The sequence below is a fragment of the Janthinobacterium sp. NKUCC06_STL genome (genome assembly GCF_019345455.1).
Taxonomy (GTDB): Bacteria; Pseudomonadota; Gammaproteobacteria; order Burkholderiales; family Burkholderiaceae_D; genus Janthinobacterium; species Janthinobacterium rivuli.
This window is the reverse complement of record NZ_JAHKQY010000014.1, coordinates 17,879-39,516: the sequence shown is the minus strand read 5'-3', so window position 1 is coordinate 39,516 and position 21,638 is coordinate 17,879. Positions and strand designations below refer to the sequence as shown.

18 protein-coding genes and 2 tRNA genes are annotated in these 21,638 nt (G+C 63.0%); 9 read left to right on the top strand and 11 right to left on the bottom strand.

The genetic code is table 11. From position 1 onward, the window contains the following. Nucleotides 1-48: 48 nt before the first annotated feature. From KO539_RS27985 to KO539_RS27970, 4 genes are all read right to left on the bottom strand, one after another. Entirely contained in the window at nucleotides 49-990 is a 942-nt protein-coding gene (locus KO539_RS27985) for a hypothetical protein (RefSeq protein WP_219313430.1), read from the bottom strand. 180 nt (nucleotides 991-1,170) lie between these two features. After that, entirely contained in the window at nucleotides 1,171-3,555 is a 2,385-nt protein-coding gene (locus KO539_RS27980; RefSeq protein WP_219313428.1) for an acyl-CoA dehydrogenase, read from the bottom strand. Between the two features lie 123 nt (nucleotides 3,556-3,678). Further along, on the bottom strand, nucleotides 3,679-4,029 hold the full coding sequence (locus KO539_RS30645; protein ID WP_219313426.1) for a collagen-like protein: 351 nt from the start codon (nucleotides 4,027-4,029) through the stop codon (nucleotides 3,679-3,681). 286 nt (nucleotides 4,030-4,315) lie between these two features. Beyond that, a tRNA-Phe gene (locus KO539_RS27970) sits at nucleotides 4,316-4,391 on the bottom strand. Nucleotides 4,392-4,510: 119 nt separating this feature from the next. Between KO539_RS27970 and KO539_RS27965 the strand changes: the two genes are divergently transcribed. Next, the gene (locus tag KO539_RS27965; RefSeq protein ID WP_257626521.1) at nucleotides 4,511-5,281 is read left to right on the top strand and encodes a hypothetical protein; all 771 of its coding nucleotides are present in this window, start codon (nucleotides 4,511-4,513) and stop codon (nucleotides 5,279-5,281) included. Between the two features lie 20 nt (nucleotides 5,282-5,301). Here the strand turns inward: KO539_RS27965 and KO539_RS27960 are convergent, their stop codons facing one another. Next, entirely contained in the window at nucleotides 5,302-5,742 is a 441-nt protein-coding gene (locus KO539_RS27960; protein ID WP_051959357.1) for a hypothetical protein, read from the bottom strand. Between the two features lie 208 nt (nucleotides 5,743-5,950). Between KO539_RS27960 and KO539_RS27955 the strand changes: the two genes are divergently transcribed. Beyond that, entirely contained in the window at nucleotides 5,951-6,946 is a 996-nt protein-coding gene (locus tag KO539_RS27955) for a cytochrome-c peroxidase (protein ID WP_219313424.1), read from the top strand. A gap of 45 nt (nucleotides 6,947-6,991) precedes the next feature. Here the strand turns inward: KO539_RS27955 and KO539_RS27950 are convergent, their stop codons facing one another. The 3 genes from KO539_RS27950 to KO539_RS27940 form a co-directional block, all read right to left on the bottom strand. Beyond that, complete coding sequence (locus KO539_RS27950) at nucleotides 6,992-9,382, bottom strand: S9 family peptidase (RefSeq protein ID WP_219313422.1); 2,391 nt, start codon at nucleotides 9,380-9,382, stop codon at nucleotides 6,992-6,994. Between the two features lie 92 nt (nucleotides 9,383-9,474). Then, nucleotides 9,475-11,736 (bottom strand): EAL domain-containing protein, encoded by a 2,262-nt coding sequence (locus tag KO539_RS30640; protein ID WP_219313420.1) that lies wholly within the window; start codon nucleotides 11,734-11,736, stop codon nucleotides 9,475-9,477. Between the two features lie 88 nt (nucleotides 11,737-11,824). Then, on the bottom strand, nucleotides 11,825-12,652 hold the full coding sequence (locus tag KO539_RS27940) for a YggS family pyridoxal phosphate-dependent enzyme (RefSeq protein ID WP_219313418.1): 828 nt from the start codon (nucleotides 12,650-12,652) through the stop codon (nucleotides 11,825-11,827). Nucleotides 12,653-12,744: 92 nt separating this feature from the next. Here KO539_RS27940 and ptsJ point away from each other — a divergent pair, with 92 nt between their 5' ends. Together ptsJ and KO539_RS27930 are read left to right on the top strand one after the other, a co-directional pair. Further along, complete coding sequence (gene ptsJ, locus KO539_RS27935; RefSeq protein ID WP_219313520.1) at nucleotides 12,745-14,046, top strand: transcriptional regulator PtsJ; 1,302 nt, start codon at nucleotides 12,745-12,747, stop codon at nucleotides 14,044-14,046. Between the two features lie 35 nt (nucleotides 14,047-14,081). Then, nucleotides 14,082-14,801, top strand: a complete 720-nt coding sequence (locus KO539_RS27930; protein ID WP_219313417.1) for a hypothetical protein — start codon at nucleotides 14,082-14,084, stop codon at nucleotides 14,799-14,801. A 47-nt stretch (nucleotides 14,802-14,848) separates the two neighbouring features. On the opposite strand, the gene KO539_RS27925 is transcribed toward KO539_RS27930, so the two are convergent. Beyond that, entirely contained in the window at nucleotides 14,849-15,154 is a 306-nt protein-coding gene (locus KO539_RS27925) for a PsiF family protein (RefSeq protein ID WP_219313415.1), read from the bottom strand. A gap of 264 nt (nucleotides 15,155-15,418) precedes the next feature. On the opposite strand from KO539_RS27925, the gene KO539_RS27920 reads away from it, so the two are divergent. Then, nucleotides 15,419-15,958, top strand: coding sequence for a DUF2058 domain-containing protein (locus KO539_RS27920; RefSeq protein WP_034753528.1), 540 nt, complete (start codon nucleotides 15,419-15,421; stop codon nucleotides 15,956-15,958). 155 nt (nucleotides 15,959-16,113) lie between these two features. Here the strand turns inward: KO539_RS27920 and KO539_RS27915 are convergent, their stop codons facing one another. Both KO539_RS27915 and KO539_RS27910 read right to left on the bottom strand, forming a co-directional pair. After that, nucleotides 16,114-17,127: a hypothetical protein gene (locus KO539_RS27915; protein WP_219313412.1), complete on the bottom strand. Its 1,014-nt coding sequence runs from the start codon at nucleotides 17,125-17,127 to the stop codon at nucleotides 16,114-16,116. Between the two features lie 253 nt (nucleotides 17,128-17,380). After that, nucleotides 17,381-17,456, bottom strand: a tRNA-Phe gene (locus tag KO539_RS27910). 186 nt (nucleotides 17,457-17,642) lie between these two features. Here KO539_RS27910 and dkgB point away from each other — a divergent pair. From dkgB to KO539_RS27890, 4 genes are all read left to right on the top strand, one after another. Then, nucleotides 17,643-18,467 (top strand): 2,5-didehydrogluconate reductase DkgB, encoded by an 825-nt coding sequence (gene dkgB / locus KO539_RS27905; protein WP_219313410.1) that lies wholly within the window; start codon nucleotides 17,643-17,645, stop codon nucleotides 18,465-18,467. A gap of 10 nt (nucleotides 18,468-18,477) precedes the next feature. Next, nucleotides 18,478-19,407: an LLM class oxidoreductase gene (locus KO539_RS27900; protein WP_219313409.1), complete on the top strand. Its 930-nt coding sequence runs from the start codon at nucleotides 18,478-18,480 to the stop codon at nucleotides 19,405-19,407. A 102-nt stretch (nucleotides 19,408-19,509) separates the two neighbouring features. After that, on the top strand, nucleotides 19,510-20,718 hold the full coding sequence (locus tag KO539_RS27895) for an FAD-dependent monooxygenase (protein WP_257626519.1): 1,209 nt from the start codon (nucleotides 19,510-19,512) through the stop codon (nucleotides 20,716-20,718). Nucleotides 20,719-20,877: 159 nt separating this feature from the next. After that, the gene (locus KO539_RS27890) at nucleotides 20,878-21,594 is read left to right on the top strand and encodes a DsbC family protein (protein WP_035824412.1); all 717 of its coding nucleotides are present in this window, start codon (nucleotides 20,878-20,880) and stop codon (nucleotides 21,592-21,594) included. Nucleotides 21,595-21,638 lie beyond the last annotated feature (44 nt).

The following is a 21,638-nucleotide window of genomic DNA, read 5'->3' as shown; positions in this document are numbered from 1 at the left end:
CACCATGGGAATGCATTTTCCTGCGTCGAAACAGACGGTCGTTTTTAACTAAGATACGCGTGTAATTTGTGTCGCGAGAGCTGGCCAGAGCGATAGTTTATGAGTAATGAATGATTTGAAACGGTACTGCTCCGGTTTGCTCGACGCTAATATCTCTCCTGCTTTTGCCTTCCACATACCGAAGACTACAACCTCATCACCAGTATTGAGTTTTGCCAGCCAGTCAGCATTCTCGCACCAGACACTGGCTTCGACGCCGATACCAATTTCCGGATCATTGGCATCCGCAAGGTATTTGTTTTTTGTGAGGTTCAATACATTGCTTGTTTGATTCTTGCCTATGCCAATGCGCTTCGATTTGACCGTGCCATGCAAGGCGATAGGGTGTTGTACTGTATTGCGTATCGCATTTCTGTAGGCATCAAGATGGCGCTCTGTCTCGAAATAGAAATGAGACCATGGTACGGTCGTGTTACCTTCGAATATCAATTCCAGATACATCGCAATCTCTTCGTCCTCATCGCAGAGTGCACGTAATTGCAGCACACGCTTGGCCGAGTTGATATAGGCGGGAAGTTTTCCTCGTGAACTTTCAAATGTTTTGCTACTGCCGTTTGCAGATTTTTCGTCACTATTCGTTGCTTTTTTGCTCAGTTCTGACAATGCGTCTCTGATCATGACTAGGCGCAGCCGGTATTGGCCATTGCGGATGCTTTCAAAGAGCCCCGTCGATTCGTTTGCTATCGATTTGACCTTGTCGTTGATGGCATGCTTGCATCCTTCTGCATGATGGCCGCCAGGAAGCAAACGGAAATAAGCAGATACCAGATAAGGTTTGTCGTCCCGCTCCCGCGTATGTGCATTCTGATGGGTGACGTGAACAGAGCAATGGGAGCAACGAAGGGGCTCCGTGCCTTTTCCCTTCGAATAAATTTCGGCGGTCCATTCAATGCCAGCACTATCGAGTGCTGTGTTCATTTTGATACCCATTACAGTTCCTTTTGTTGGCCTCGAGCAATCATTCTAGCTGCCACCTTGAGAATTGTGCCCCTGGGTATGTCGCTAAAGGAATCCTTGAGTTGGCTTTCAACATAAAAACCGGCGCAGTCGGGCAATTAGACTATTTGTCCGCATCATTAGTGCCCAATAGCCAGAAAGAAGATTTTCCAGTTAGGCGGCACGGTTTTCACCAGCAGGAGATTCTCCACCAAGGACATGCACGATCGGGCTGGTGTCACTGCCATGTGCCTGTCGCATCGTCTCCGGCGCAAAATCGTCGACCTGTATCAAGCCGTCGACCAAACGCGCATATTCCAGCAAGGTATTGTGCTCCTGGCAGCTGACCGAGCCTGCGGCCTTGGCCGTCGCCAGCCACTGTTGCATGGCGGACAGGCTTTGCGGCAGGTGTCGCAGGGCCGCGCCTTCGGGTGTATCCTTCAGGCGTTTTTCGATGTGCAGGACGTCGGGCAGCAGGGCCAGCGCCCGCTCGGCGCAAGCCACGGGATCTGCCGCGTCGCTGGCCACATGGCCATCGGCCAGCAGGCGTTCGCGGTTGGCGCCCGGCGTTTGCAGGGCCAGCGCCACTTCACTGCCCAGTTCGTCGGACGGTGGGCGATGGGGCAGGCCAAACGGGAACAGCAGGGTGCGCAGCAGCATGGCCAGCACGCGCGCGGGGAAATTGTCGAGCACGCCCGTCAAACCCTGCTGCGCCTTGACCAGCGCATCTTGCAGCGACCAGTGCACATAGGGCAGGTCGGCCTCGGGCCGGCCATCATCCTCGTAGCGTTTCAGCACGGACGAGGCCAGGTACAGTTGCGCCAGCACGTCGCCCAGCCGGGCGGACAGCCGTTCGCGGCGCTTGAGTTCGCCGCCAAGCACGAACATCGACATATCCGTCATGACGGCAAACGCCGTCGACAGCCGCGTCAACGCGCGGTAGTAGGGCGCCAGTGCGGGCGCGCCGGCGTCGGGCGCGGCTGCCAGGCGCGCGCCGCCCAGTCCGTACCACAATCCCCTGGCCAGGTTGCCCAGCACAAAGCCCACGTGGCCAAAGAAGGCCGCATCGAAATCGCGCAGAGCCTTGCGGCCGTCGCTTTCGCTTACGGCGGCCATTTCCCTGAGCACATACGGGTGCGCGCGGATGGCGCCCTGGCCGAAGATGATCAGGCTGCGCGTGAGGATGTTGGCGCCTTCGACCGTGATGGCGATGGGGATTTGCTGGTAGGCGCTGGCGAGGAAATTGTTGGGGCCAACGCAGATGCCCTTGCCGCCGAGAATGTCCATGCCGTCATTGACGAGCGCGCGTCCCCGTTCCGTGACGTGGTATTTGACGATGGCGGAAATGACGGCCGGCTTCTCTCCCAGGTCGACGGCGTGCGCGGCCAGGGTGCGCGCCGCATCCATCAGGTACAGGTTGGCGCCCATGCGGGCCAGCGCTTCCTGCACCCCTTCGAACTTGCCGATCGGCATGTTGAACTGGCGCCGCACGGCCGCATACGCGCCGGTGCCGCGCACGGCCATCTTGCCCATGCCCACGCTGGATGAGGGCAGAGAGATGGCGCGCCCGGCCGCCAGGCATTCCATCAGCATGCGCCATCCTTTGCCCACTTGCGCCTGGCCGCCGATGACCCAGTCGATGGGGATGAAGACATCGTTGCCGGAGGTGGGGCCGTTCTGGAAGGCGGCATTCAAGGGGTGATGGCGGCGGCCGATCACGACACCGTCGTGGCTGGCGGGGATCAGCGCGCAGGTGATGCCGGGCGCATCGTTGTCGGACAGCAGATGCTCGGGATCGCTGGTCTGGAATGCCAGGCCCAGCAAGGTGGCCACGGGCGCCAGGGTGATGTAGCGCTTGTTCCACGTGAGGCGGAAACCCAGGGTGGCGCGGCCCTCATGCATGCCCATGCACACGACGCCCAGGTCGGGAATGGCGGCCGCGTCGGAACCCGCGTACGGGCTGGTCAGGGCAAAGCAGGGAATCTCCGTGCCGGCGGCCAATCGCGGCAGATAATGGTTTTTCTGTTCTTCGGTGCCGTAGTGCAACAACAGTTCGGCCGGCCCCAGCGAATTGGGCACCATCACGGTCACGGCCAGCGCCGAGCAGCGGCTCGACAGCTTCATCACCACTTGGGAGTGCATGTAGGCGGAGAATTGCTTGCCGCCGTATTGCTTGGGAATGATCATGCCGAGGAAACCCTGGCTTTTCATGTAGTCCCAGGCTTGCGGCGGTAAATCCTGCGCCTGCTGCGTTTCCCAGTCGTTGACCAGTTCACACAGCCGCTCGACGTCATGCTCGAGAAAGTGGCGCTCCTCGGCCGTGAGCGCGGCGCGTCCATAGCCCAGCAGTTTTGGCCAGTCGGGCTGGCCGGAAAACAGCTCGGCATCCCACCACGTGGTGCCCGCTTCGAGCGCGTCGCGTTCCGTGTCGGACATCGTTGGCATGATGCGCTTGAACAAGGCCAGCAAGTGCGGGGCAAGCAGGGCGCGGCGCACGGGGCCGGGCGCGAACAGCAAAGCCAAGCCCAGCAGGGCCACCAGCAGTATGATCGTCAGCATGCGATATCTCCCTGTGTAATGAGGATAGGGTAGTCCGATGCGGCCGATGTTACTGTGCGGTACAGCGCATACGCACAACGCCAACCGCATGGGTTGGCGTTGTGGTGTGAAGCGTGAGGCGTATTAGCGTTGTGGAACGACAATCACCGTGTCGCCCGTCTTGCCTTTGGCGCCGTCGTCGCCCTTGGCACCATCGTTGCCTTGAACACCGTCGTTGCCTTGTGCGCCAGTGGCGCCCTTGGCGCCGTCATATCCGGCGGCACCGCTGTCGCCGGTCTGGCCCGTGGCGCCGGTGGCACCGGTCGCGCCGGCAGGGGCTTCTGCGCCCGTGGCACCGGTAGCGCCGGCAGGACCAGGCGCGCCGGCAGGGCCGGGAACGACTTGCACCACGGTAGGCGCGGGTGGTGCTTCGCGCTGGCAAGCGGTCAAGGCAAGGGTAGAGGCGAGCGCGAGCAATATCAGGGTAGTTTTCATGATGCATCCTTTGGCAGTGTGCCGTAATGTACGGAACGGCTCGACGGCGTCGGGCGCGAGTTTCGCATGGCGGTGTGGCGGGGAGAACTGGCCAGGTGGCCGTTGCGCCGTGTCGCGCAGGGCGCTGGCGGCGGGAAGGGTGTGTGGTCTGCCTGCAGCATGGGCTATTGCGCGCCTGCAGTCCGTACGTTTGCGTACATAGCGGTGGGGAGGGGGATGTTTTGGGCAAAGACAAACAAAAAAGCCAACCGGAAGGTTGGCTTTTTGATATTTAATGCTGAATTCTTGGTGGCCCGGGGCGGAATCGAACCACCGACACAAGGATTTTCAATCCTCTGCTCTACCGACTGAGCTACCAGGCCAAGGCGGCGAATTATAGCAGAAAGACTTTCCACCTGACCAGAGCTGGCTGTGTTCAAATGCAACAGATGGCCAAAACATGGTGTTTTGGCATCCTTGTATGAGCTGAAGGGATGTGGCGATGCAGCGACGTATTGGAGTGCAGGGCCTGGCGGTGGCGGGCTTGTTCAGTTTGTTTTGTGGCGCGGCGCGGGCCGATGGGCTGGCCGAGCTGAATGCGGCGCTGGCGCGCTTGCAGGGGCAGATGCCGATCAAGGCGCAGGTCGAATCGAAATCCTGGCGCCGCGAGGGCGAGGGCAAGGCGGCGGAAGAGGATAGCGGCCAGGCCACTGTCACTGTCGAGGGCGGGTCGGCGGGCTTGCAGGTACTCTACGGCAAGGAGTTGCTGGCGAAAGTGGAGGCCGAGCAGCGCGCCAGGGTGAAGGATCCGAAGGTCAAGACGCCGATCGGCTTTGCGCTGGGGGAAATGAAGGCAACGGAACTGCGTTCCATGGTGTCGGCGGCGGATGCCCTGTCGCGCGAGATCGAGGAGGCCGTGTTCAGCGGCGAAAAAATGGATAGCTACAAGGGCAAGCCGGCGCGGTTGCTCAGCTTTACCTTGTCGCTCGACAAAGTGCCTGAGAAAGACCGCAAGTATGTGAAGAAGTTCGACGGCGGCCTCGATGTGTGGATCGCAGCAGATGGCACGCCGCTGGCCAGCCATTTCCACGTGGATGTGAGCGGGCGCGCCTTTGTCGTCATCAGCTTTACGCAAAAGACGGACGAGACGCGCCAATATGGCGTCAGCGGCGACCATTTATTGTTGCTGCGCAAGGAGAGCAAGAATGCCATGTCGGGCGCGGGCGAGAAAGTGGAAAGCAAGATCGTCAAGACCTTGCAGCTGCAGCCCTGACGTGTTGCAGTAGCACTCGATTACATGGCGGCGCTGCCGCCCAGGCCGCTCTTTTGCAGCACGCAGCGCCCTGCCTCGCAGGTGGCGCCCGGATCCGTGACGATGGAGCAGGTCGACATCATGCCGTCCGCCTGCTGCTGCTTGCGGCTGGCCTCGGCTTGTGCCTGGGCCAGTGCCTTGAGTTTCTTGCCGTCATTGCTTTTGCTGGACCAGGCCAGGTAGCGCTCGGGGCCGCCGCAAGCCTTGGCGCCGATGGCGATGGTCTGGCATTGCTGGGTGGAATCGCAGGCCGCGGCGCCCACTTCCGCCTGGATTTGCGCCAGCAAGCCGGCATTGCCGGGGGCGGGCGGCGCATCATCTTGCGTGGGGGCGCTGCCGCAGGCGCTGGCGGCCAGCAGCAGGAAGCTGGCGCACGCGGCGCGCAGCAGGGGCAACAGGGTAGGGTAGGTTGGCGTTTGCATGTCCTTATCATGTGCCAGGCTTGCGTAAATGGCAAGCGCGATTCGCACTTGGCCAGAACCTTGATCCCGGTCATTTCCATTGTCAACCCGTCAAAGTTAATATAAATCAACATCCAACCTGCGATGTACGGGTGGCAACCGGGCCGGTGCGCTGCATTCCCGCGCCGGCGCGCGCCGCCGATTCGGGAATGTTTCCAGGAGTTAGACTATGCGCCGCACCCTCTCACCCTTCCTCTTCATCACCAGTCTGGCCTTTGGCGGCGTCCTGCATGCCGCGGAAAAGGAACCGATCCAGCCGATTACTGCCGCCAAGGTGGCCAATCCAGCCATGGTCGAGCTGGGCAAGAAGCTGTTTTTCGATCCGCGCCTGTCGCGCTCGGGCTTTATTTCCTGCAACAGCTGCCATAACCTGAGCATGGGCGGCACGGACAATATCAAGACCTCGATCGGCCACAACTGGCAGCGCGGGCCCATCAATTCCCCCACGGTGCTCAATTCCAGCATGAACGTGGCGCAATTCTGGGATGGCCGCGCCAAGGATTTGCAGGAGCAGGCGGGCGGCCCCATCGCCAATCCCGGCGAGATGGCTTTTACGCACGAGCTGGCCATCGACGTGCTGGCCTCGATTCCCGCCTACCGCGCGGAGTTCCGGCAAGTCTTTGGCCAGGACAAGCTGACCATCGAGCAAGTCACGCGCGCCATCGCTGCTTTTGAAGAAGTGCTGGTGACGCCGGGTTCCCGCTTCGATCAATGGTTATCAGGCAAGAAAAGCGCGCTGACGAAAGACGAGCTGGCCGGCTACCAGCTGTTCAAATCGAGCGGCTGCATCGCCTGTCATAACGGCCCCGCCGTGGGCGGCAACACTTTCCAGAAGATGGGCGTGGTGGAACCGTACAAGACGGCGATGACGGCGCAGGGACGCTCGGCCGTGACGGGCAAGGATGCGGACCGTTTCAATTTCAAGGTGCCGACCCTGCGCAACGTGGAGCTGACCTACCCGTACTTTCACGATGGCGAAGCGGCGACCCTGACGCAAGCCGTCGACGTGATGGGCCGCTTGCAACTGGGCCGCACCTTTACGCCCGACGAAAACGCGAAACTGGTGGCTTTCCTGAAAACCCTGACGGGCAAGCAGCCGCACATCGTGCTGCCGATCCTGCCGCCATCGTCGGATACGACGCCGCGGCCGGTGCCGTTTGACTGAGTGCTTGCCTGGGGTCAGACCCGGCGGGTCTGACCCCGACACCAGTTACTTCAGCGTACGCTGGAATAATTGGTAAATCCGGCGGTACTCGTCATACCACGCTTCCGGCTGCACGAAGCCGTGGCGCTCCATCGGGTAGCTGGCCATTTCCCAGTTATCCTTTTTCAGCTCGATCAAGCGCTGCGACAGGCGCACGGAGTCTTGGTAAAACACGTTGTCGTCGATCATGCCATGGGCGATCAGGAGGTTGCCCGTCAGCTTGTCCGCATATTCGATCGGCGACGAGATTTTATAGGCTTGCGGATCGATGTCCGGCGTGTTCAGGATATTCGCAGTGTACTCGTGGTTGTAGGTCGTCCAGTCCGTCACGGGGCGCAGCGCGGCGCCCGACTTGAAGATGTCCGGCGCGCGCATCAGGGCCATCAGGCTCATGAAGCCGCCATAGCTGCCGCCATAGATGCCCACGTTCCGGATGTCGCCCTGGTGCTGCTGCGCCAGCCAATTGGCGCCGTCAATAAAATCTTCCAGTTCCGGGTGGCCCATCTGGCGGTAGATGGCCGTGCGCCAGGCGCTGCCGTAACCGAGCGAGGCGCGGTAGTCGACGTCGAGCACGATGTAGCCTTGCTCGACCAGCAAGTTGTGGAACATCTGTTCGCGGAAATACACGGGATAGCGCTCGGTGACGTTCTGCAGGTAGCCGGCGCCGTGCGCGAACATGACGATCGGGTAGCGCTTGCCCGCTTCCAGCTGCTTTGGCCGGTACAGCTTGGCCCAGATCGGCGCCGCGCCATGCGTGGACGGCACTTGCACCAGTTCCGGCATGACCCAGTTGCGCGCCTTGAAGGCGTCGCTGCGTGTATCGGTCAGGATGTTCGCCTTGCCGCCAGAGACAGAAACGCTGGCCAACTGGGCCGGCATATAGCTGGTGGAATAGCGCAGCAGCAGTTTGCCGTTATCGGGCGACAGGCCGAAGTTTTCCACGCCTTTCAAATTCGTGACTTCGCGCGCGCCGCCCTCTTTCGCCGTGCTGGCGCACACTTCATACGTGCCGGGCGCCTGCCGGTTGCATAGAAAATAGGCGTTCTTGCCGTCGCGGCTCCATTCGACGGCGCTCACTTCCCATTGGCCGCTGGTCAAGGCGCGTGCCGGTGCGGCGCCCGTTTTCGCGTACAGGTGGGCGTAGCCGCTTTCCTCGGACAGATACCACAGGGTGGCGTTGTCGGGCAGCCAGCCGAATTCCTCGGCGCGGCGGTTGACCCAGGCCGCGTCGCTGATGCGGTGCACGGGCACGAGGGCGCCGTTGGCCAGGTCGACGTTGGCGAGCCAGCCGTCCTTGTTGTCGATGGCGCGGATGCGCACGGCCACCTTGGAACCGTCATCGGTCCAGGCGATGCCGTCGCGCTGGGCGTCGATGCGCACGGGACGGTTGCCTTTCAACGGCGGCAGTTTCTGTTCCGCGCGCAGTAGCGCCAGCGGGTCGGTGGCGATGCCGGGCAGGTTGTCAAAGGCGATCTCGCGCACCTGGCCCGTGCGCAGGTCAGCCAGCTTCAGGCTTTGCGCGATCGGCATGTTGCGGCCCACGCGCGTGCGCTCGTCGTCCGCTTCCGGGTAGCCCGTTTCCGTGACGTAGCGGGCCAGCTTGCCCAGCTTGCCCTTTTCGGCGGCCTTGTCCTGCGTGACGAACAGCAGCCAGCGGCCATCCGGCGACAGGGCGCTGCCGGAAATGGTGACTTTTTCTCCCAGGTAGATCGGTTCCGGCGCGCGCGTGGCGTCCAGGCGGCGCTCTTCATGGCGGCGTTCGCGGCTTGCGTCGCGGTCATCCTTCTGGCGCGCCAGGTTGACGATCAGGCGCAGTTGCAATTCGCGCAGGGCGTCCGCTTCCGGCTTGGCGTCCGGGTCCTTGGCCGCGCGCAGCAGGGCGACGGGAGCGCTCAGGCGCTCCGCGCGGCTCCAGCTGAACCAGTCGCTGCCGCTGCGGTATTGCACGGCGCCGCCGTCGCTGGAATATTGCGGGTCGCTGATGGCCGTCACGCCGCGCGTGATCTGGATCAAGGCGCCGTTCTTCAGGTCGCGCTCGAACAAGTCGCCGTTGCGCAGCAGGATGGCGCGCGTGCCGGCCCGGTTGACGACCATTTGCTGGCCATCGAGGTTGGCCAGCTGCGCATCGTCGACCTGCTTGCCGCTATTGAGTTTCGCGTTCGCGCCTGGCAATTGATACGTGTCGCGCAGGGGCGAGCCGAGGCGTTTTTGCTTGTAGTAGAGCTGGCCATTCCAGCCCCACCATGCCGCTTCGACGGGCGTGCCGATCCAGTCGGGATCGGCCATGGCCTGGTCCAGCGTGATCGGCGTGGGCGCGGTGGCGGTGGAGGAAGGGGCCGCATGGGCGGCGGGCAGCAGAGAGAGCAGCAGCGGCAGCAGAGGTAGAACCAGACGCATCGGGGATCGCTTTAATCAAAGGGGATGGTGAAGGTACAGGCTATGAGGCCGGTATTCTAGCGGAGGAGTTTCGTACAGGAAATGTCGTAAAGCTAAGCTTGATTGTGAGCGAGCCAGCCGAGAAAGTCGGCTAGCGGCATGGGCCGCGCATACAGATAGCCTTGCAAGCCGTCGCAATCGTGGGCGAGCAGGAAGTCCGCCTGCTCCTGCGTTTCCACGCCTTCGGCCACGACGCGCAAGCCCAGGTGGCGCGCCATGGCCAGGATCGCCTGCACGATGGCCGTATCGCGCGCATCGCGCGGCGTGTCGTCGATGAAGCGCTTGTCGATTTTGAGTTCATACAGCGGCATCGAGGTCAGGTAGGCAAGGCTGGAATAGCCGGTGCCGAAATCGTCGATGGAAAAGCGGATGCCCAGGGCCGCCAGCTCGCGCATGCGCGCCAGCGAGGCGTCGCGCTGGTCGATCAGCAAACCTTCCGTCAGTTCCAGGATCAGGGCGCCGGCCGGCGTGCCGTGTTCGGCCAGCGCCGCCTGCACGCGGGCGGTGAAATCGGGCTGGCGAAACTGGGCCGGACTGACATTCACCGACAGGGCGACGGGCGATCCGGCCTGCGCCAGCATGGTCGCCGCGCGGCACGCCTCGCGCAGGGCCCAGTGCCCGAGCTTGATGATCAGCCCCGACTCCTCGGCAATCGGAATGAAGATGCCGGGCGCGATATGGCTGCCGTCCGCCTGCGGCCAGCGCATCAGCAATTCGGCGCCCGTCACCCGGCCGTGGCGGTCGACCTGCGGCTGCACGTGCATGCATAGTTGACTGGCATCGAGGGCGCGCGCCAGCGCCCGTTCCAGGGTCAGGCGGCGCTCCACGCCCGCCTGCATGGCCGCCTCAAAGAAGGCGATGCCGTTGCGCCCTTCCGCCTTGGCGCGGTACATGGCGATGTCCGCTTCGCGCAGCAGGTCGTGCGCCTGCTGGCCCGTTTTCGGCAGCAGGGTCACGCCGATGCTGGCGCTGCAATGATAGGACTGCCCCTCAATATCGAAGTCGCGCGCGATGGCGGCGCGGATTTTCTCGGCCACCTGGGCCGCCGCGCGGGCGGCGCTGTCCAGGTCATCGGCCAGGTGCGCCAGCAGCACGACGAATTCGTCGCCACCGATGCGCGCCACCGTGTCGGCCTTGCGCATCAGCTGCGCCAGCCGTTCGCCCGCCAGGCGCAGCAGCGCGTCGCCGGTGGCGTGGCCGCGCGCATCGTTGATGTGCTTGAAGTGGTCGAGGTCGATGAACATCAGCGCGCTGATGGACTGGTCGCGCGGCGCGGCGGCCAGCAGGTGAGCGATGCGATCCATCAGCAGGCGCCGGTTGGGCAGGCCCGTCAGCACGTCGTAGAAGGCCAGGCGGTGGATGTCCGCTTCCGATTTCTTGCGCTCGTCGATTTCGCGCTCGACGGCCACCCAGTGCGTCTGCTTGCCGTCCGCATCCGTGAACGGCACCAGTTCCGCCTCGACCCAGTACGCCTTGCCGGCCTTGTTGTAATTCAGCAATTCCGCCCTGGCCGGCTGGGCCTGGGCCATGGCGGCGGCGATGCGCGCCAGTTCGTCCGTATCGGTGGCGTCGCCTTGTTGAAACAGCAGGCTGCGGCCCAGCACGTCGGCGCGCGCATAGCCGCTGCTGCGCTCGAAGGCGTCATTGACGAAGATGATGCGCGTGGCCGGCACCGTGCCGGAGTCGGGGGCATCGGCCACTTCGGCGATCATGACCATGTCGTTCAGGCGGGCCAGCGCCGTGGCCGTCAAGCGCAGGTCGGCATTCAGCTGCGACAGGGCCTGGCTGCTGCGTTCCAGGTGGCGCAGCAGGAAGGCGCAGGACAGGGTCAGCACGGCGGCGATGAACAGGAAGTTCAGGGCCACGATCAGCGCGCGCAGCACGGGGGAGTCGGGCACGCCCTGCACGTGCAGGGCGACGTCGGGATGCAGGCCGAGGACAAAGATGGTCAGCGACGTCAGGGCCAGGGTCGACAAGGCGGGCCGCATCCCCAGCAGCAGGGCCGCCAGCACGGGCATGAGCATCATGTAGATCTGGCTGACGGGGCCGATTTTCAGGAGCAGGCCCACGCCCACCAGGTAGGCGACGATGAGAAATTGCCACACGCGCCAGCGGTAGGGCATGGCGCGCCAATGCCAGATGAGGCCGATCCAGCCGATGGCCAGCACGTCGAGGATGACTATGGACCAGATAGCTTCGCGCGCGGCCAGCAGGGCGCTGGGAATGGCAGTGACGATGCCCAGCAGCAGCACCGCCTGCAGCAGGCGCGCAAAAATCTGTCCGCGCCAGTGCGCGAGATCGTTTGACGCGGCCACGCTGCCGTCCTTTCACCAGTGAGCTCTGCTGCCGAGCTGAGCAGTATGGTAAAAATATTACGCGGTATCTTTCAGCATGTCATCTTGATCATTCGGCATGATTGACGGCGCGACCACCTTCCGCTGCCGGCCAGTAGTGGCTATCGGGCGTGTCGCGCGCGCCGAAGATGGCCTGGCCGACACGCACGACGGTGGCGCCTTCTTCGATGGCGATTTCATAATCGCCGGACATGCCCATCGACAGCTCGTCGAGGCTGATGCCATGCGGGACGTCCTGGCGCAGCCGGTCGCGCAGTTCGCGCAGCAGCACGAAGCAGCGGCGCACGTGCACGGCTTCCGCCGACAACAGCGCCAGGGTCATGAGGCCGCGCACGCGCAGCGCCGGGAAGGCGGGCAGCTGGCGCAGGAAAGCGGCCACCTCGTCCGGCGGCAAGCCGTACTTGCTGGCTTCGCCCGAGGTGTTCACTTGCACGAACACATCGAGCCCGCGCCCTTCCGCTTGCAGGCGCCTCTCCAGCGCCTCGGCTACGCGCAGGCTGTCGAGCGCCTGGAATTCGCTGGCAAAGCGCGCCACCAGCTTGGCCTTGTTGGTCTGCAAATGGCCGATCACCGACCATTGCAGGTCGGCCAGATCCGCCATCGCTTCCCATTTGCGGCCCGCCTCCTGCGGCTTGTTTTCTCCCAGCATGCGGCAACCGGCGGCGTACGCCAGGCGCAGGCTCGCTTCGGGCTTGGTCTTGCTGACGGGCAGCAGGCGCACGCCGGCCGGATCGCGCCCGACCCGCTGGCATGCGGCCGCCATGCGCGCATGCACTGCCGCCAGGTTGCGGCGGAAGTCGTCCACCGACACGGCTTGCGGCCAGCGCCCATGCTGTTCGTGCATGGTGGGAGTGAGCAGGGGAGTGTCGTTGTGCATGTGTCAGCCTTGTATTCGCTTTATGGGCGGCAAGAGTCGCCGCGGTGATGTATTATTGTCCTATGCCAAAATATACCATGACTGAGACTATCGTGAAAATCACAGGGAAAACCGCGGCGGAGCTGTTCGACAGCATCCGCGCGCTGACGCAGGCGGGCGAATTGGCGCCGGGCCAGGAGCTGCCGACCGTGCGCGAGCTGGCCGCGACCTTGGGCGTCAACCGCAATACCGTGTCGCTGGCGTACCAGCGCCTGGTGACGGCCGGCATCGCGGTCACGCAAGGGCGCCTGGGCACGGCCATCCGCGCGCAGCGCGATCCCGGCGAGCAGGAAGGCTTGCTGCCCGGCTCGCCGCTGGCCGACCTGGGCGGCGGCAATCCGAACCTGGCCTGGCTGCCCGATGTCGGCGCGGCCCTGGCGCGCAAGCCATACCGTCCGCGCCTGTATGGCGAGGCTACCGTGGATCCGGAACTGGAAGCCCTGGCGCGGCGCTGGCTGGACGGCGATTGCCCCGAAGGCCACGACATCACCCTGACGAATGGGGCGGTCGATGCGGTCGAGCGCCTCTTGGGGGCGTATCTGGTCGCGGGCGACAAGGTGGCCGTGGAAGACCCGTGTTTCGTCAGCAGCATCAACACCTTGCGCAGCGCCGGGCTGCACGCCGTTGGTGTGGCGGTCGATGCCGAGGGCATGCAGGCCGGGGCGCTGGAGCGGGCGCTGGCGCAAGGCGCGCAAGCCATTATCGTCACGCCCCGTGCGCACAATCCCACCGGTTGCAGCCTGAGCGCGGCGCGCGCGGACCAGCTGCGCGCCGTGCTGGCCGCTTACCCGCACGTGCTGGTCATCGTCGACGACCATTTCTCGCTGCTGTCCACGGCCGGCTACCAGGACGTGATTCCCTCTGCGGCCCGGCGCTGGGCGCTGATCCGTTCCGTGTCGAAGATCTTCGGCCCCGACCTGCGCCTGGCCGTTGTCGCCAGCGACGGGCAGACGGCCCAGCGCCTGCGCCTGCGCCTGGCGCCCGGCACGAACTGGGTCAGCCATCTCTTGCAGGATGCCGTGAGTTCCTGCCTGTCGTCGCCCGACGTGTCCGCGCAAGTGGTCCTGGCCCGCGCCGACTATGCGCGCCGCCGCGACATGGTGGCGGCGGCGCTGGCGGCGCACGGCCTGGTCTGCGCCAGTCCCGCCGATGGCCTGAACCTGTGGTTGCCGCTGCCGGACAGCAGCCAGGCGGCCGTGCTGGCGCTGGCCCGGCATGGCTGGCTGGTGCGCGGCGGCGAAGCCTTCGGCGTACAGGCGCCGGCGCAGGGATTGCGGATTACCGTGTCGACCATCGATGAAGCGGGCGCGCAGGCGTTCGCCGCAGTGCTGGCCCAGGTGCTGGGCCGGCCATAGTTTTTATTTAGTTACTCGTCACAGAAGGGAACATCATGAAAGTCCATTTCGTCGTGCATGAAGCATTCGAGGCGCCGGGCGCCTACGAGACTTGGGTGCGCGAACGGGGCCACGAGGCCACGTATTCCCGCGTCCATGCCCATGAGCCGCTGCCCCCTTCCATCGCGGACATCGACCTGCTGGTCGTCATGGGCGGACCGCAGTCGCCGTCGACGACGCGCGAGGAATGCCCGCATTTCGACGCCGCAGCCGAACAGGCCCTGATAGCCGCATGCGTCGCGGCGGGCAAGGCCGTGGTCGGCGTTTGCCTGGGAGCGCAGCTGATCGGCGCGGCCCTGGGAGCGCCCCATGCGCACAGCCCTGAAAAGGAGATCGGCAAGTTTCCCATCATGCTGACGGAGGCAGGGCGGGAGAACGACAAGTTCAAGCATGTCGGCGATGTCCTGGAAAGCGGGCATTGGCACAGCGACATGCCGGGCCTGACCGGCAACGCAAAGGTCATCGCCTATAGCGAAGGCTGCCCGCGCCAGATCGTCGAATACGGCAATCTGGTGTACGGCTTCCAGTGCCATATGGAGTTCACGCCGGAGGTGGTCGAGCTGCTGATCGCCGCGTCGGAAGCAGAGCTGGCCACGCTGGCGTCGCACCGCTTCGTGCAACAGCCAGCCACCCTGCGCGCCCATGACTGGCAAGCCATGAACGGCCAGCTGTTTGTTTTCCTCGACCGGCTGATGCAGGCGTACGCAGCGCAATAAAAAAACGCCAGCATGATGCTGGCGTTGTGGGGCAAGCGGCGAGGCGCTTATTTCTTCGGCGCGCTCAGGCATTCCTTCATGAAAGCCTTGCGGGCATCGCCCTTCATGTCCTTGGCGTCGGCATTGCACGCCTTCATCTTGTTTTGCTGTGTCATGGCCGGTGCCGGCTTGGCGCTCAGGCATTCCTTCATGAAGGCCTTGCGCTCATCGCCTTTTTTGCCGGCGGCGTCCGCATTGCAGGTCGTCATTTTTGACTGTTGCGCCGTCTTGGCGACGGGCGCCGCTTCCGGTGCGGCGGCAAAGGCGGTGCTGGCAAACGCGGCGGCGATGCAGAGGGCGATGAATTGTTTCATGGTAAATCCTTTAGGCGCAGTCAGTGGAAGGGGACATGCAATCGGCAGGCAATGCCGATATGCAGAACGTAACTAACTATATGACATTTATCAACAAAATTTCCACTCGAGTGTGTCTTTTTGTTACTGGCAGGCACAAGGCGCTCCCCGGCTGGCCCGGGCAGCCATGTTACGGCGGCAGCGCCCCTGTTTTTTGCTATGCTAGCGTCTTTCCACCGGCCGATGCCGCTGCCTTGGCCGGCGCACCCTCAATACGGAGTAGTTATGGTCTCGTTGCAAGAGCAGTTTTTAAAGGCCGGCCTGGTCGACAAGAAGAAGGTCAAACTGGCCAACCAGGACAAGAGCAAGCAAAAAAAGGACGAGCGCAAGAGCGGCACGCAAAGCGTCGACGAAGTACGCCTGGCCGCGCTCGAGACCCAGCGCAAGAACGCGGAACGCGCGCGCGAACTGAACGCCCAGCGCGACGCGGCCGCCAACCAGAAGGCCATCGTGGCGCAGATCGCGCAAATGGTGCAAAAGAACCGCCAGAGCAAGGGCAACAACGGCGACGTGCCGTATAACTTTACGTTCAACAACAAGATCGAGCGCATCTACGTGACGGCCGCCGTGCAAGCCCATCTGGTGGCGGGCCGTCTGGTGATCGTCTGCCTGGGCGGCGCCGTGGAACTGGTGCCGCGCATCATCGCCGACAAGATCGCCGAACGCGACCCCGCCATCGTCGTGCGCGTGAAACAGGCCAGCACGGAAGTGGATGAGGATGATCCGTATGCGGCGTTCCAGATTCCGGATGATTTGATGTGGTAAGAACGACGGGGCTGGCCGCAGCCGGCAGCCTTGCTCGATTCAATAAAAACGCCAACCCGAAGGTTGGCGTTTTTATTGGCGCGGCAAATTCTGTTACCCGGCGCAAGCAAGGCACGGGGAGATGCAAGGCTAGGCCGGTATCTGGACAGTTGCCATTACTGCGCTGCGGGCGCGCTTCTCTCATTCGTGGCTTGCCTGGCAGCAGGCAGGCCAAATGACGCTGGTAATCGCCCCAGGATTTCGCCAGTGATGCCGGAGTAAAAAACGATGCCCAAGATATTCCCAGTAAGAAATACTCTATCTGTCGTAGTCACGTCGATTTGTTGTGGTGTTGAATCGGACGACTCGTAGTCGTAGGCAATGTAAGGCGATGCCAGCTGCATCACGATCATCGCCTTCAAGACCGGCAATTCTTTTGCCGCGACGGCATTTTCCAGCGTAAACTGGAATGCAGGTTTTATGTATTGGGTGTAGCCCCGGTCAATATCCAGGAATGGGATGCGATTGACGGCAACGCCCATCGTGGATGTGTACGTTTCTTCAATGGGATAGTAGCCGCGATAGTAGCCGCGATAGGTGCTGCGTCCTTTATAACGGCCTTTCGAGTTCAATTTGGAACTCAAGTCAAATTGGTCCAGTCCTTTATAGGAAGGCTTGTTGATGTCATAGTCAGGCGCGCCGATGCCATTCAAGTCTCGTGTGCGGGGAAAGACATACAGCTTCACCATTCCCGTATCCGCATTGAAATCGTACCCAATGCCAACGGAATATGCTCCGTCTTTTTTGACGGAAACAACAAAGGCCAGTGCATCATTCAAGCTCGAATCCGCCACCACTTTTTCGTTCAGCGCTGCCGCCATTCTGCGCTTGTAGTCAGCCGTCGATTCAAACTCCCCCTTTTTCTCGCGCACAAATTTTTTGACTGCCTCGATGACCGCGCCCAGCGGCAAGCCTGGATACGCCGGATCGAGGCGGTCGCTGTCGAGCATCTCCATGGAAAATTTCTCCCCCTCCACCTTTCGTTCCCATGGCCTGTGGAGGACGGCACTCTTCTGTTCCTGAGGCGTTGCGCTCGATGGGCCTTTCACTTGCTCTGCCACTTGCGTGGCCTGTGCCGTGCCCATGCCTGCAAGTGCGCTGGTGGCAGCCAGCAAGAACCATTTTTTCATTTTCATCATCCTTGATGCCGGTGTTAATATTTATTTAATTTTAACATGTTTCCCATGGGGAATATCTGCCGGTATCGGGGTACTGGCGTCTCGCGTCAGGCCGCCGGGCCATGCGCTGGAGGGGAAATACCGTATCGGATGAGGGGAGGATGCCGGCATGCGGCCGGAAGAGGGGGATGCTGCGGTGAATTGGCGCAGTCCACAAACAAAAACGCCACCCGAAGGTGGCGTTTTTGAGCGTATAACGAATTCTTGGTGGCCCGGGGCGGAATCGAACCACCGACACAAGGATTTTCAATCCTCTGCTCTACCGACTGAGCTACCAGGCCAAGGTGGCGAATTATAGCAGACCAAAACGGGAATGCAAGAGCCGGCGGCGACTTTTCCTGTATTTCCCGGATCGGCATTGCATTACTTGCGCGTAGGTCAAATATGATTTGATATAAACGGTATTTTTCTCAACAAAGGATGGGCGCATAGTGTGGCCATCGACATGTATTTGAGAGGACTGCCGCATGAACGCCACCACCAATCACACCGCCATCCCTGAAATCGGCCTGGGCACCTTCCGCCTGCAGGGCCAGGTCGTCATCGATTCCGTCACCACGGGTCTGGATGTCGGCTACCGCCATATCGACACGGCGCAAATCTACGGCAATGAAGCGGAAGTGGGCCAGGCGATCGCCGCCAGCGCCGTCCCGCGCGATGAGCTGTTCGTCACCACCAAGATCTGGATCGAGAACCTGCAGCGCGACAAGCTGATTCCCAGCTTGAAAGACAGCCTGCACAAGCTGCGGCTGGAACAGCTGGACCTGACCCTGATTCACTGGCCGTCGCCGCAGGACGCCATTCCCGTGGCCGACTACATGGCGGCGCTGGCTGAGGCGAAGGCGCAGGGGCTGACCAGGGCCCTCGGCGTGTCGAATTTCACCAACGCGCAGCTGCGGCAAGCCATCGATACGGTGGGCGCGGCAGAAATCGCCACGCAGCAGATCGAGATCCACCCGTTCCTGCAAAACCGCAAGGCCATCGATTTCGCGCGCAGCCAGGGCATCCACATCACGGCCTACATGCCGCTCGCGTACGGCAAGGTGATGGTCGATCCCGTGATCGCTGCCATCGCCGCCACGCACGGCGTGACGCCGGCGCAAGTGGCGCTGAGCTGGTCGCTGCAGCAGGGCTTTGCCGTGATTCCGTCGTCGACCAGGCGCGCCAACCTGGAAGCGAACCTGCATTTCCAGCGCATCACCCTGTCGCCGGACGAGATGGCGCAGATGGCGACCCTGGAGCGTGGCGAACGCCTGGCCAACCCGGACGGCCTGGCGCCGCAGTGGGATTGAGGTGAAGCCCATGACTGCGATGCAAAAGCTGGGGCAGGGTGGCTTCAGTATCGGCCTGGAACTGCCGCTCGATAACGACTGGTCGTCCACGGGGCGCCATGCGCATGCGGCGTCCGGCCGCGTGCCGGGCGAGCCGGATCTGAAACAGCATGCGGCGCTGGCAAAGCTGGCCGACCGCCTGGGTTTCCGCGCCCTGTGGCTGCGCGACGTGCCCCTGTACGACCCGTCGTTCGGCGACGCGGCCCAGGTCTTCGAGGTGTTTACTTACCTCGGCTACCTGGCCGGTATCACGGACAATATCTTGCTGGGCACGGCGGCCGTGGTGCTGCCGCTGCGCGAGCCGGTGCTGACGTTAAAAGCGGCGGCCAGCGTCGACCAGTTGAGCGGCGGGCGTTTGCTGCTGGGCGTGGCCAGCGGCGACCGGCCCGTCGAGTATCCCGTGTTTGGCCGCGATTTCGACCAGCGCGGCGCCGCCTTTCGCGAGCAGGTCGCCATGCTGCGCGACTGGGGCGAGATGCGCCTGCCGCCCGGCATCCGTCTGCTGCCCAAGCCGGCCGCGCCCTTGCCGCTGCTGGTGGCGGGGCTGGCGCAGCAGTCGCCCGCGTGGATCGGCGCGCAGATGGATGGCTGGCTCGCCTATCCGGGCACGCCGGACGATCATGCGCGGCGTTCGGCGCAATGGCGCGCCGTGGCCGGCGAGGACAAGCCGTATGTCAGCTTCATCCACCTGGACCTGGATGAGGATCCGAACCTGCCGCTGCAGCGCTTCCGCTTCGGCGGGCGCACCGGACGCGATGGCCTGATCGCGGAGCTGCACGCCATGCGCGCGGCCGGCGTGCGGCATATCGGCCTGCAGCTGCGGCAGAACCGCCGCCCGCTGGCCGAGACGATGCAGGAGATCGCGGACCACGTGCTGCCCGTCTTTCATGGAACCGCTTGATCTGGGGCACGCGTCCCGTACTTCGGGACTATCTGAAACAGGTGGGGCAAACGCTATAATGGCCGCATGAACAGTCCCACTCCCCCTACCATGCGGCGCTTCATGCATAGTCACAGCGACGTTTGCATCGTCGGCAACGGCGCCATCGCGAAAACCACGGCGCTGGCGTTTGCCCAGGCAGGACAAAGCGTCACCCTGTTATCTCCGGCGAACCCGCCGGTGCCGGCATCCCCTTTGGCCGCCAGGCCGGTCGAAGCCAGCTGGGACGTGCGCGTGTATGCGCTCAATCACACGGCGCACGACTTGCTGTCGTCGTTGAAGGTGTGGGGCGCCCTGGAGGCTGACAGGGTGGCGCCAGTCGACGCCATGCTGGTCAACGGCGACGGCGCGCAGGCGGGCGGACTCGGTTTCGACGCCTACGGCGCCCATGTGGGCAGCCTGGCGTGGATCGTCGAAGACCGCAACCTGGGCCAGGCGCTGGACGCCGCCCTCAAATTCGCGCCGAACGTCAGCGTGCTGCAGGGCCGCGCCAGCCGTCTGGAATGGACGAATGACTCGGCCATCGTGCACCTCGATGGCGGCGACACCATCACCTGCGCGCTGGTGGTGGGCGCGGATGGCGCCCAGTCGTGGGTGCGGGGCCAGTGCGACATCGGCCTCGATTACCGCTCGTATGGCCAGCGCGGCGTGGTCAGCAACTTCGCCTGCGAAAAGCCGCACCATGGCGCGGCGCACCAGTGGTTTACGGGCAGCGAAGGCATCGTCGCGCTGCTGCCGTTGCCGGGCGACCGCGTTTCTCTCGTCTGGTCGGCGCCCGATGCGTTGGCCGATACCTTGATGACCGAACCGGCCGACGCCCTGGCCGCGCGCCTGGCCGCGTATTGCCAGGACAAGCTGGGCAAACTCACGCCCTTGCAGCCGGAACTGGTGCGCGCGTTTCCGCTGACCCTGATGCGCCCGCACGCCATGGTGGCGCCGCGCGTGGCCCTGGTCGGCGACGCCGCTCACGTGGTGCACCCGATGGCCGGCCACGGGATGAACCTGGGTTTTGCCGACGTGGCGCAGCTGGTCAAGACGATCAGCGAACGCGAAGCGCACCGCGGCATCGGCGATGAACGCGTGCTGGCCCGCTATGCGCGCGCGCGCAAGGAAGACGTGCTGCTGATGCAGCTGGCCACCGATGGCCTGGCGCGATTATTTGGCGCCGATCTGGAACCGTTGCGCGTGGTTCGCAATTTGGGATTAAACTTGCTGGATAAATTACCTGCCCTGAAGCGAAAAATGATTGCGCACGCCTTGGGGCATCCGTAAATATCAGCGTATCTTAAGATATCGCCGGATAATGGCATTAGTGAAAATTCAAGGTCGCCGCAGCTGGTCTGCGGCGCTCGTTTTATTAAAGAGATAACGGCGCCGGGCCCCCTGCCAGTTTCGCCGGGCGTTACAAGTGGAGAAGTGATAGTGATCAAAATGAGCAGAATCGCATTGGTACTGGCCTCGGGCCTGATGATGTCGTGCGCCGGCGCGGAAACGCCGACGGAAGCAAACATCAAAAAGCTGATCGAGCCGCGCCTGGGCGAAGGCGCCAAGGTCGATTCGGTCAAGGAAACGCCGTACGGCGGCCTGTACGAAGTGCGTACGGGTGGCGACATCCTGTACACGGACAAGAGCGCGCAGTACCTGTTCGTCGGCCACGTCTTCGATGCCAAGACGTCGCAGGATCTCACCAAGGTGCGCCTGGATGAAGTCAACCGCATCAAGTTCTCCGACCTGCCGCTCGATTCCGCCATGAAGACCGTCAAGGGCAATGGCAAGCGCGTGATCGCCGTGTTCGAAGATCCGAACTGCGGCTATTGCAAGCGCTTCCGCCAGAACGCCCTGAAGGAAATCGACAACGTCACCGTCTACACCTTCATGTACAACATCCTGTCGCCGGACTCCATCGTCAAGTCGCGCAATGTCTGGTGCGCGCCGGACCGCAACAAGGCCTGGGATGACTGGATGTTGAATGGCAAGGCGCCGGCCACGGTGGCCGCCACGTGCGCCAACCCGCATGAAAAAATCCTGGCCCTGGGCCAGCAATTGCGTGTCTCGGGCACGCCAGCCATCTTCTTTGCCGACGGCAGCCGCATTCCGGGCGCGGTCGATGCGAAAACGCTGGAACAGAAATTCTCGACCATTAAGTAATCCGGGCTGTCGCCAGGAAGGCTGGACGGCGCGCCCTCGCAAGG

Excerpts from the sequence above, each read along its gene's own strand:
- KO539_RS27985 (WP_219313430.1), bottom strand. The coding sequence starts at position 990 with ATGGGTATCAAAATGAACACAGCACTCGATAGTGCTGGCATTGAATGG.
- KO539_RS27980 (WP_219313428.1), bottom strand. The coding sequence starts at position 3,555 with ATGCTGACGATCATACTGCTGGTGGCCCTGCTGGGCTTGGCTTTGCTG.
- KO539_RS30645 (WP_219313426.1), bottom strand. The coding sequence starts at position 4,029 with ATGAAAACTACCCTGATATTGCTCGCGCTCGCCTCTACCCTTGCCTTG.
- KO539_RS27965 (WP_257626521.1), top strand. The coding sequence starts at position 4,511 with ATGCAGCGACGTATTGGAGTGCAGGGCCTGGCGGTGGCGGGCTTGTTC.
- KO539_RS27960 (WP_051959357.1), bottom strand. The coding sequence starts at position 5,742 with ATGCAAACGCCAACCTACCCTACCCTGTTGCCCCTGCTGCGCGCCGCG.
- KO539_RS27955 (WP_219313424.1), top strand. The coding sequence starts at position 5,951 with ATGCGCCGCACCCTCTCACCCTTCCTCTTCATCACCAGTCTGGCCTTT.
- KO539_RS27950 (WP_219313422.1), bottom strand. The coding sequence starts at position 9,382 with ATGCGTCTGGTTCTACCTCTGCTGCCGCTGCTGCTCTCTCTGCTGCCC.
- KO539_RS27940 (WP_219313418.1), bottom strand. The coding sequence starts at position 12,652 with ATGCACAACGACACTCCCCTGCTCACTCCCACCATGCACGAACAGCAT.
- KO539_RS27930 (WP_219313417.1), top strand. The coding sequence starts at position 14,082 with ATGAAAGTCCATTTCGTCGTGCATGAAGCATTCGAGGCGCCGGGCGCC.
- KO539_RS27925 (WP_219313415.1), bottom strand. The coding sequence starts at position 15,154 with ATGAAACAATTCATCGCCCTCTGCATCGCCGCCGCGTTTGCCAGCACC.
- KO539_RS27920 (WP_034753528.1), top strand. The coding sequence starts at position 15,419 with ATGGTCTCGTTGCAAGAGCAGTTTTTAAAGGCCGGCCTGGTCGACAAG.
- KO539_RS27915 (WP_219313412.1), bottom strand. The coding sequence starts at position 17,127 with ATGAAAAAATGGTTCTTGCTGGCTGCCACCAGCGCACTTGCAGGCATG.
- dkgB (WP_219313410.1), top strand. The coding sequence starts at position 17,643 with ATGAACGCCACCACCAATCACACCGCCATCCCTGAAATCGGCCTGGGC.
- KO539_RS27900 (WP_219313409.1), top strand. The coding sequence starts at position 18,478 with ATGACTGCGATGCAAAAGCTGGGGCAGGGTGGCTTCAGTATCGGCCTG.
- KO539_RS27895 (WP_257626519.1), top strand. The coding sequence starts at position 19,510 with ATGCATAGTCACAGCGACGTTTGCATCGTCGGCAACGGCGCCATCGCG.
- KO539_RS27890 (WP_035824412.1), top strand. The coding sequence starts at position 20,878 with ATGAGCAGAATCGCATTGGTACTGGCCTCGGGCCTGATGATGTCGTGC.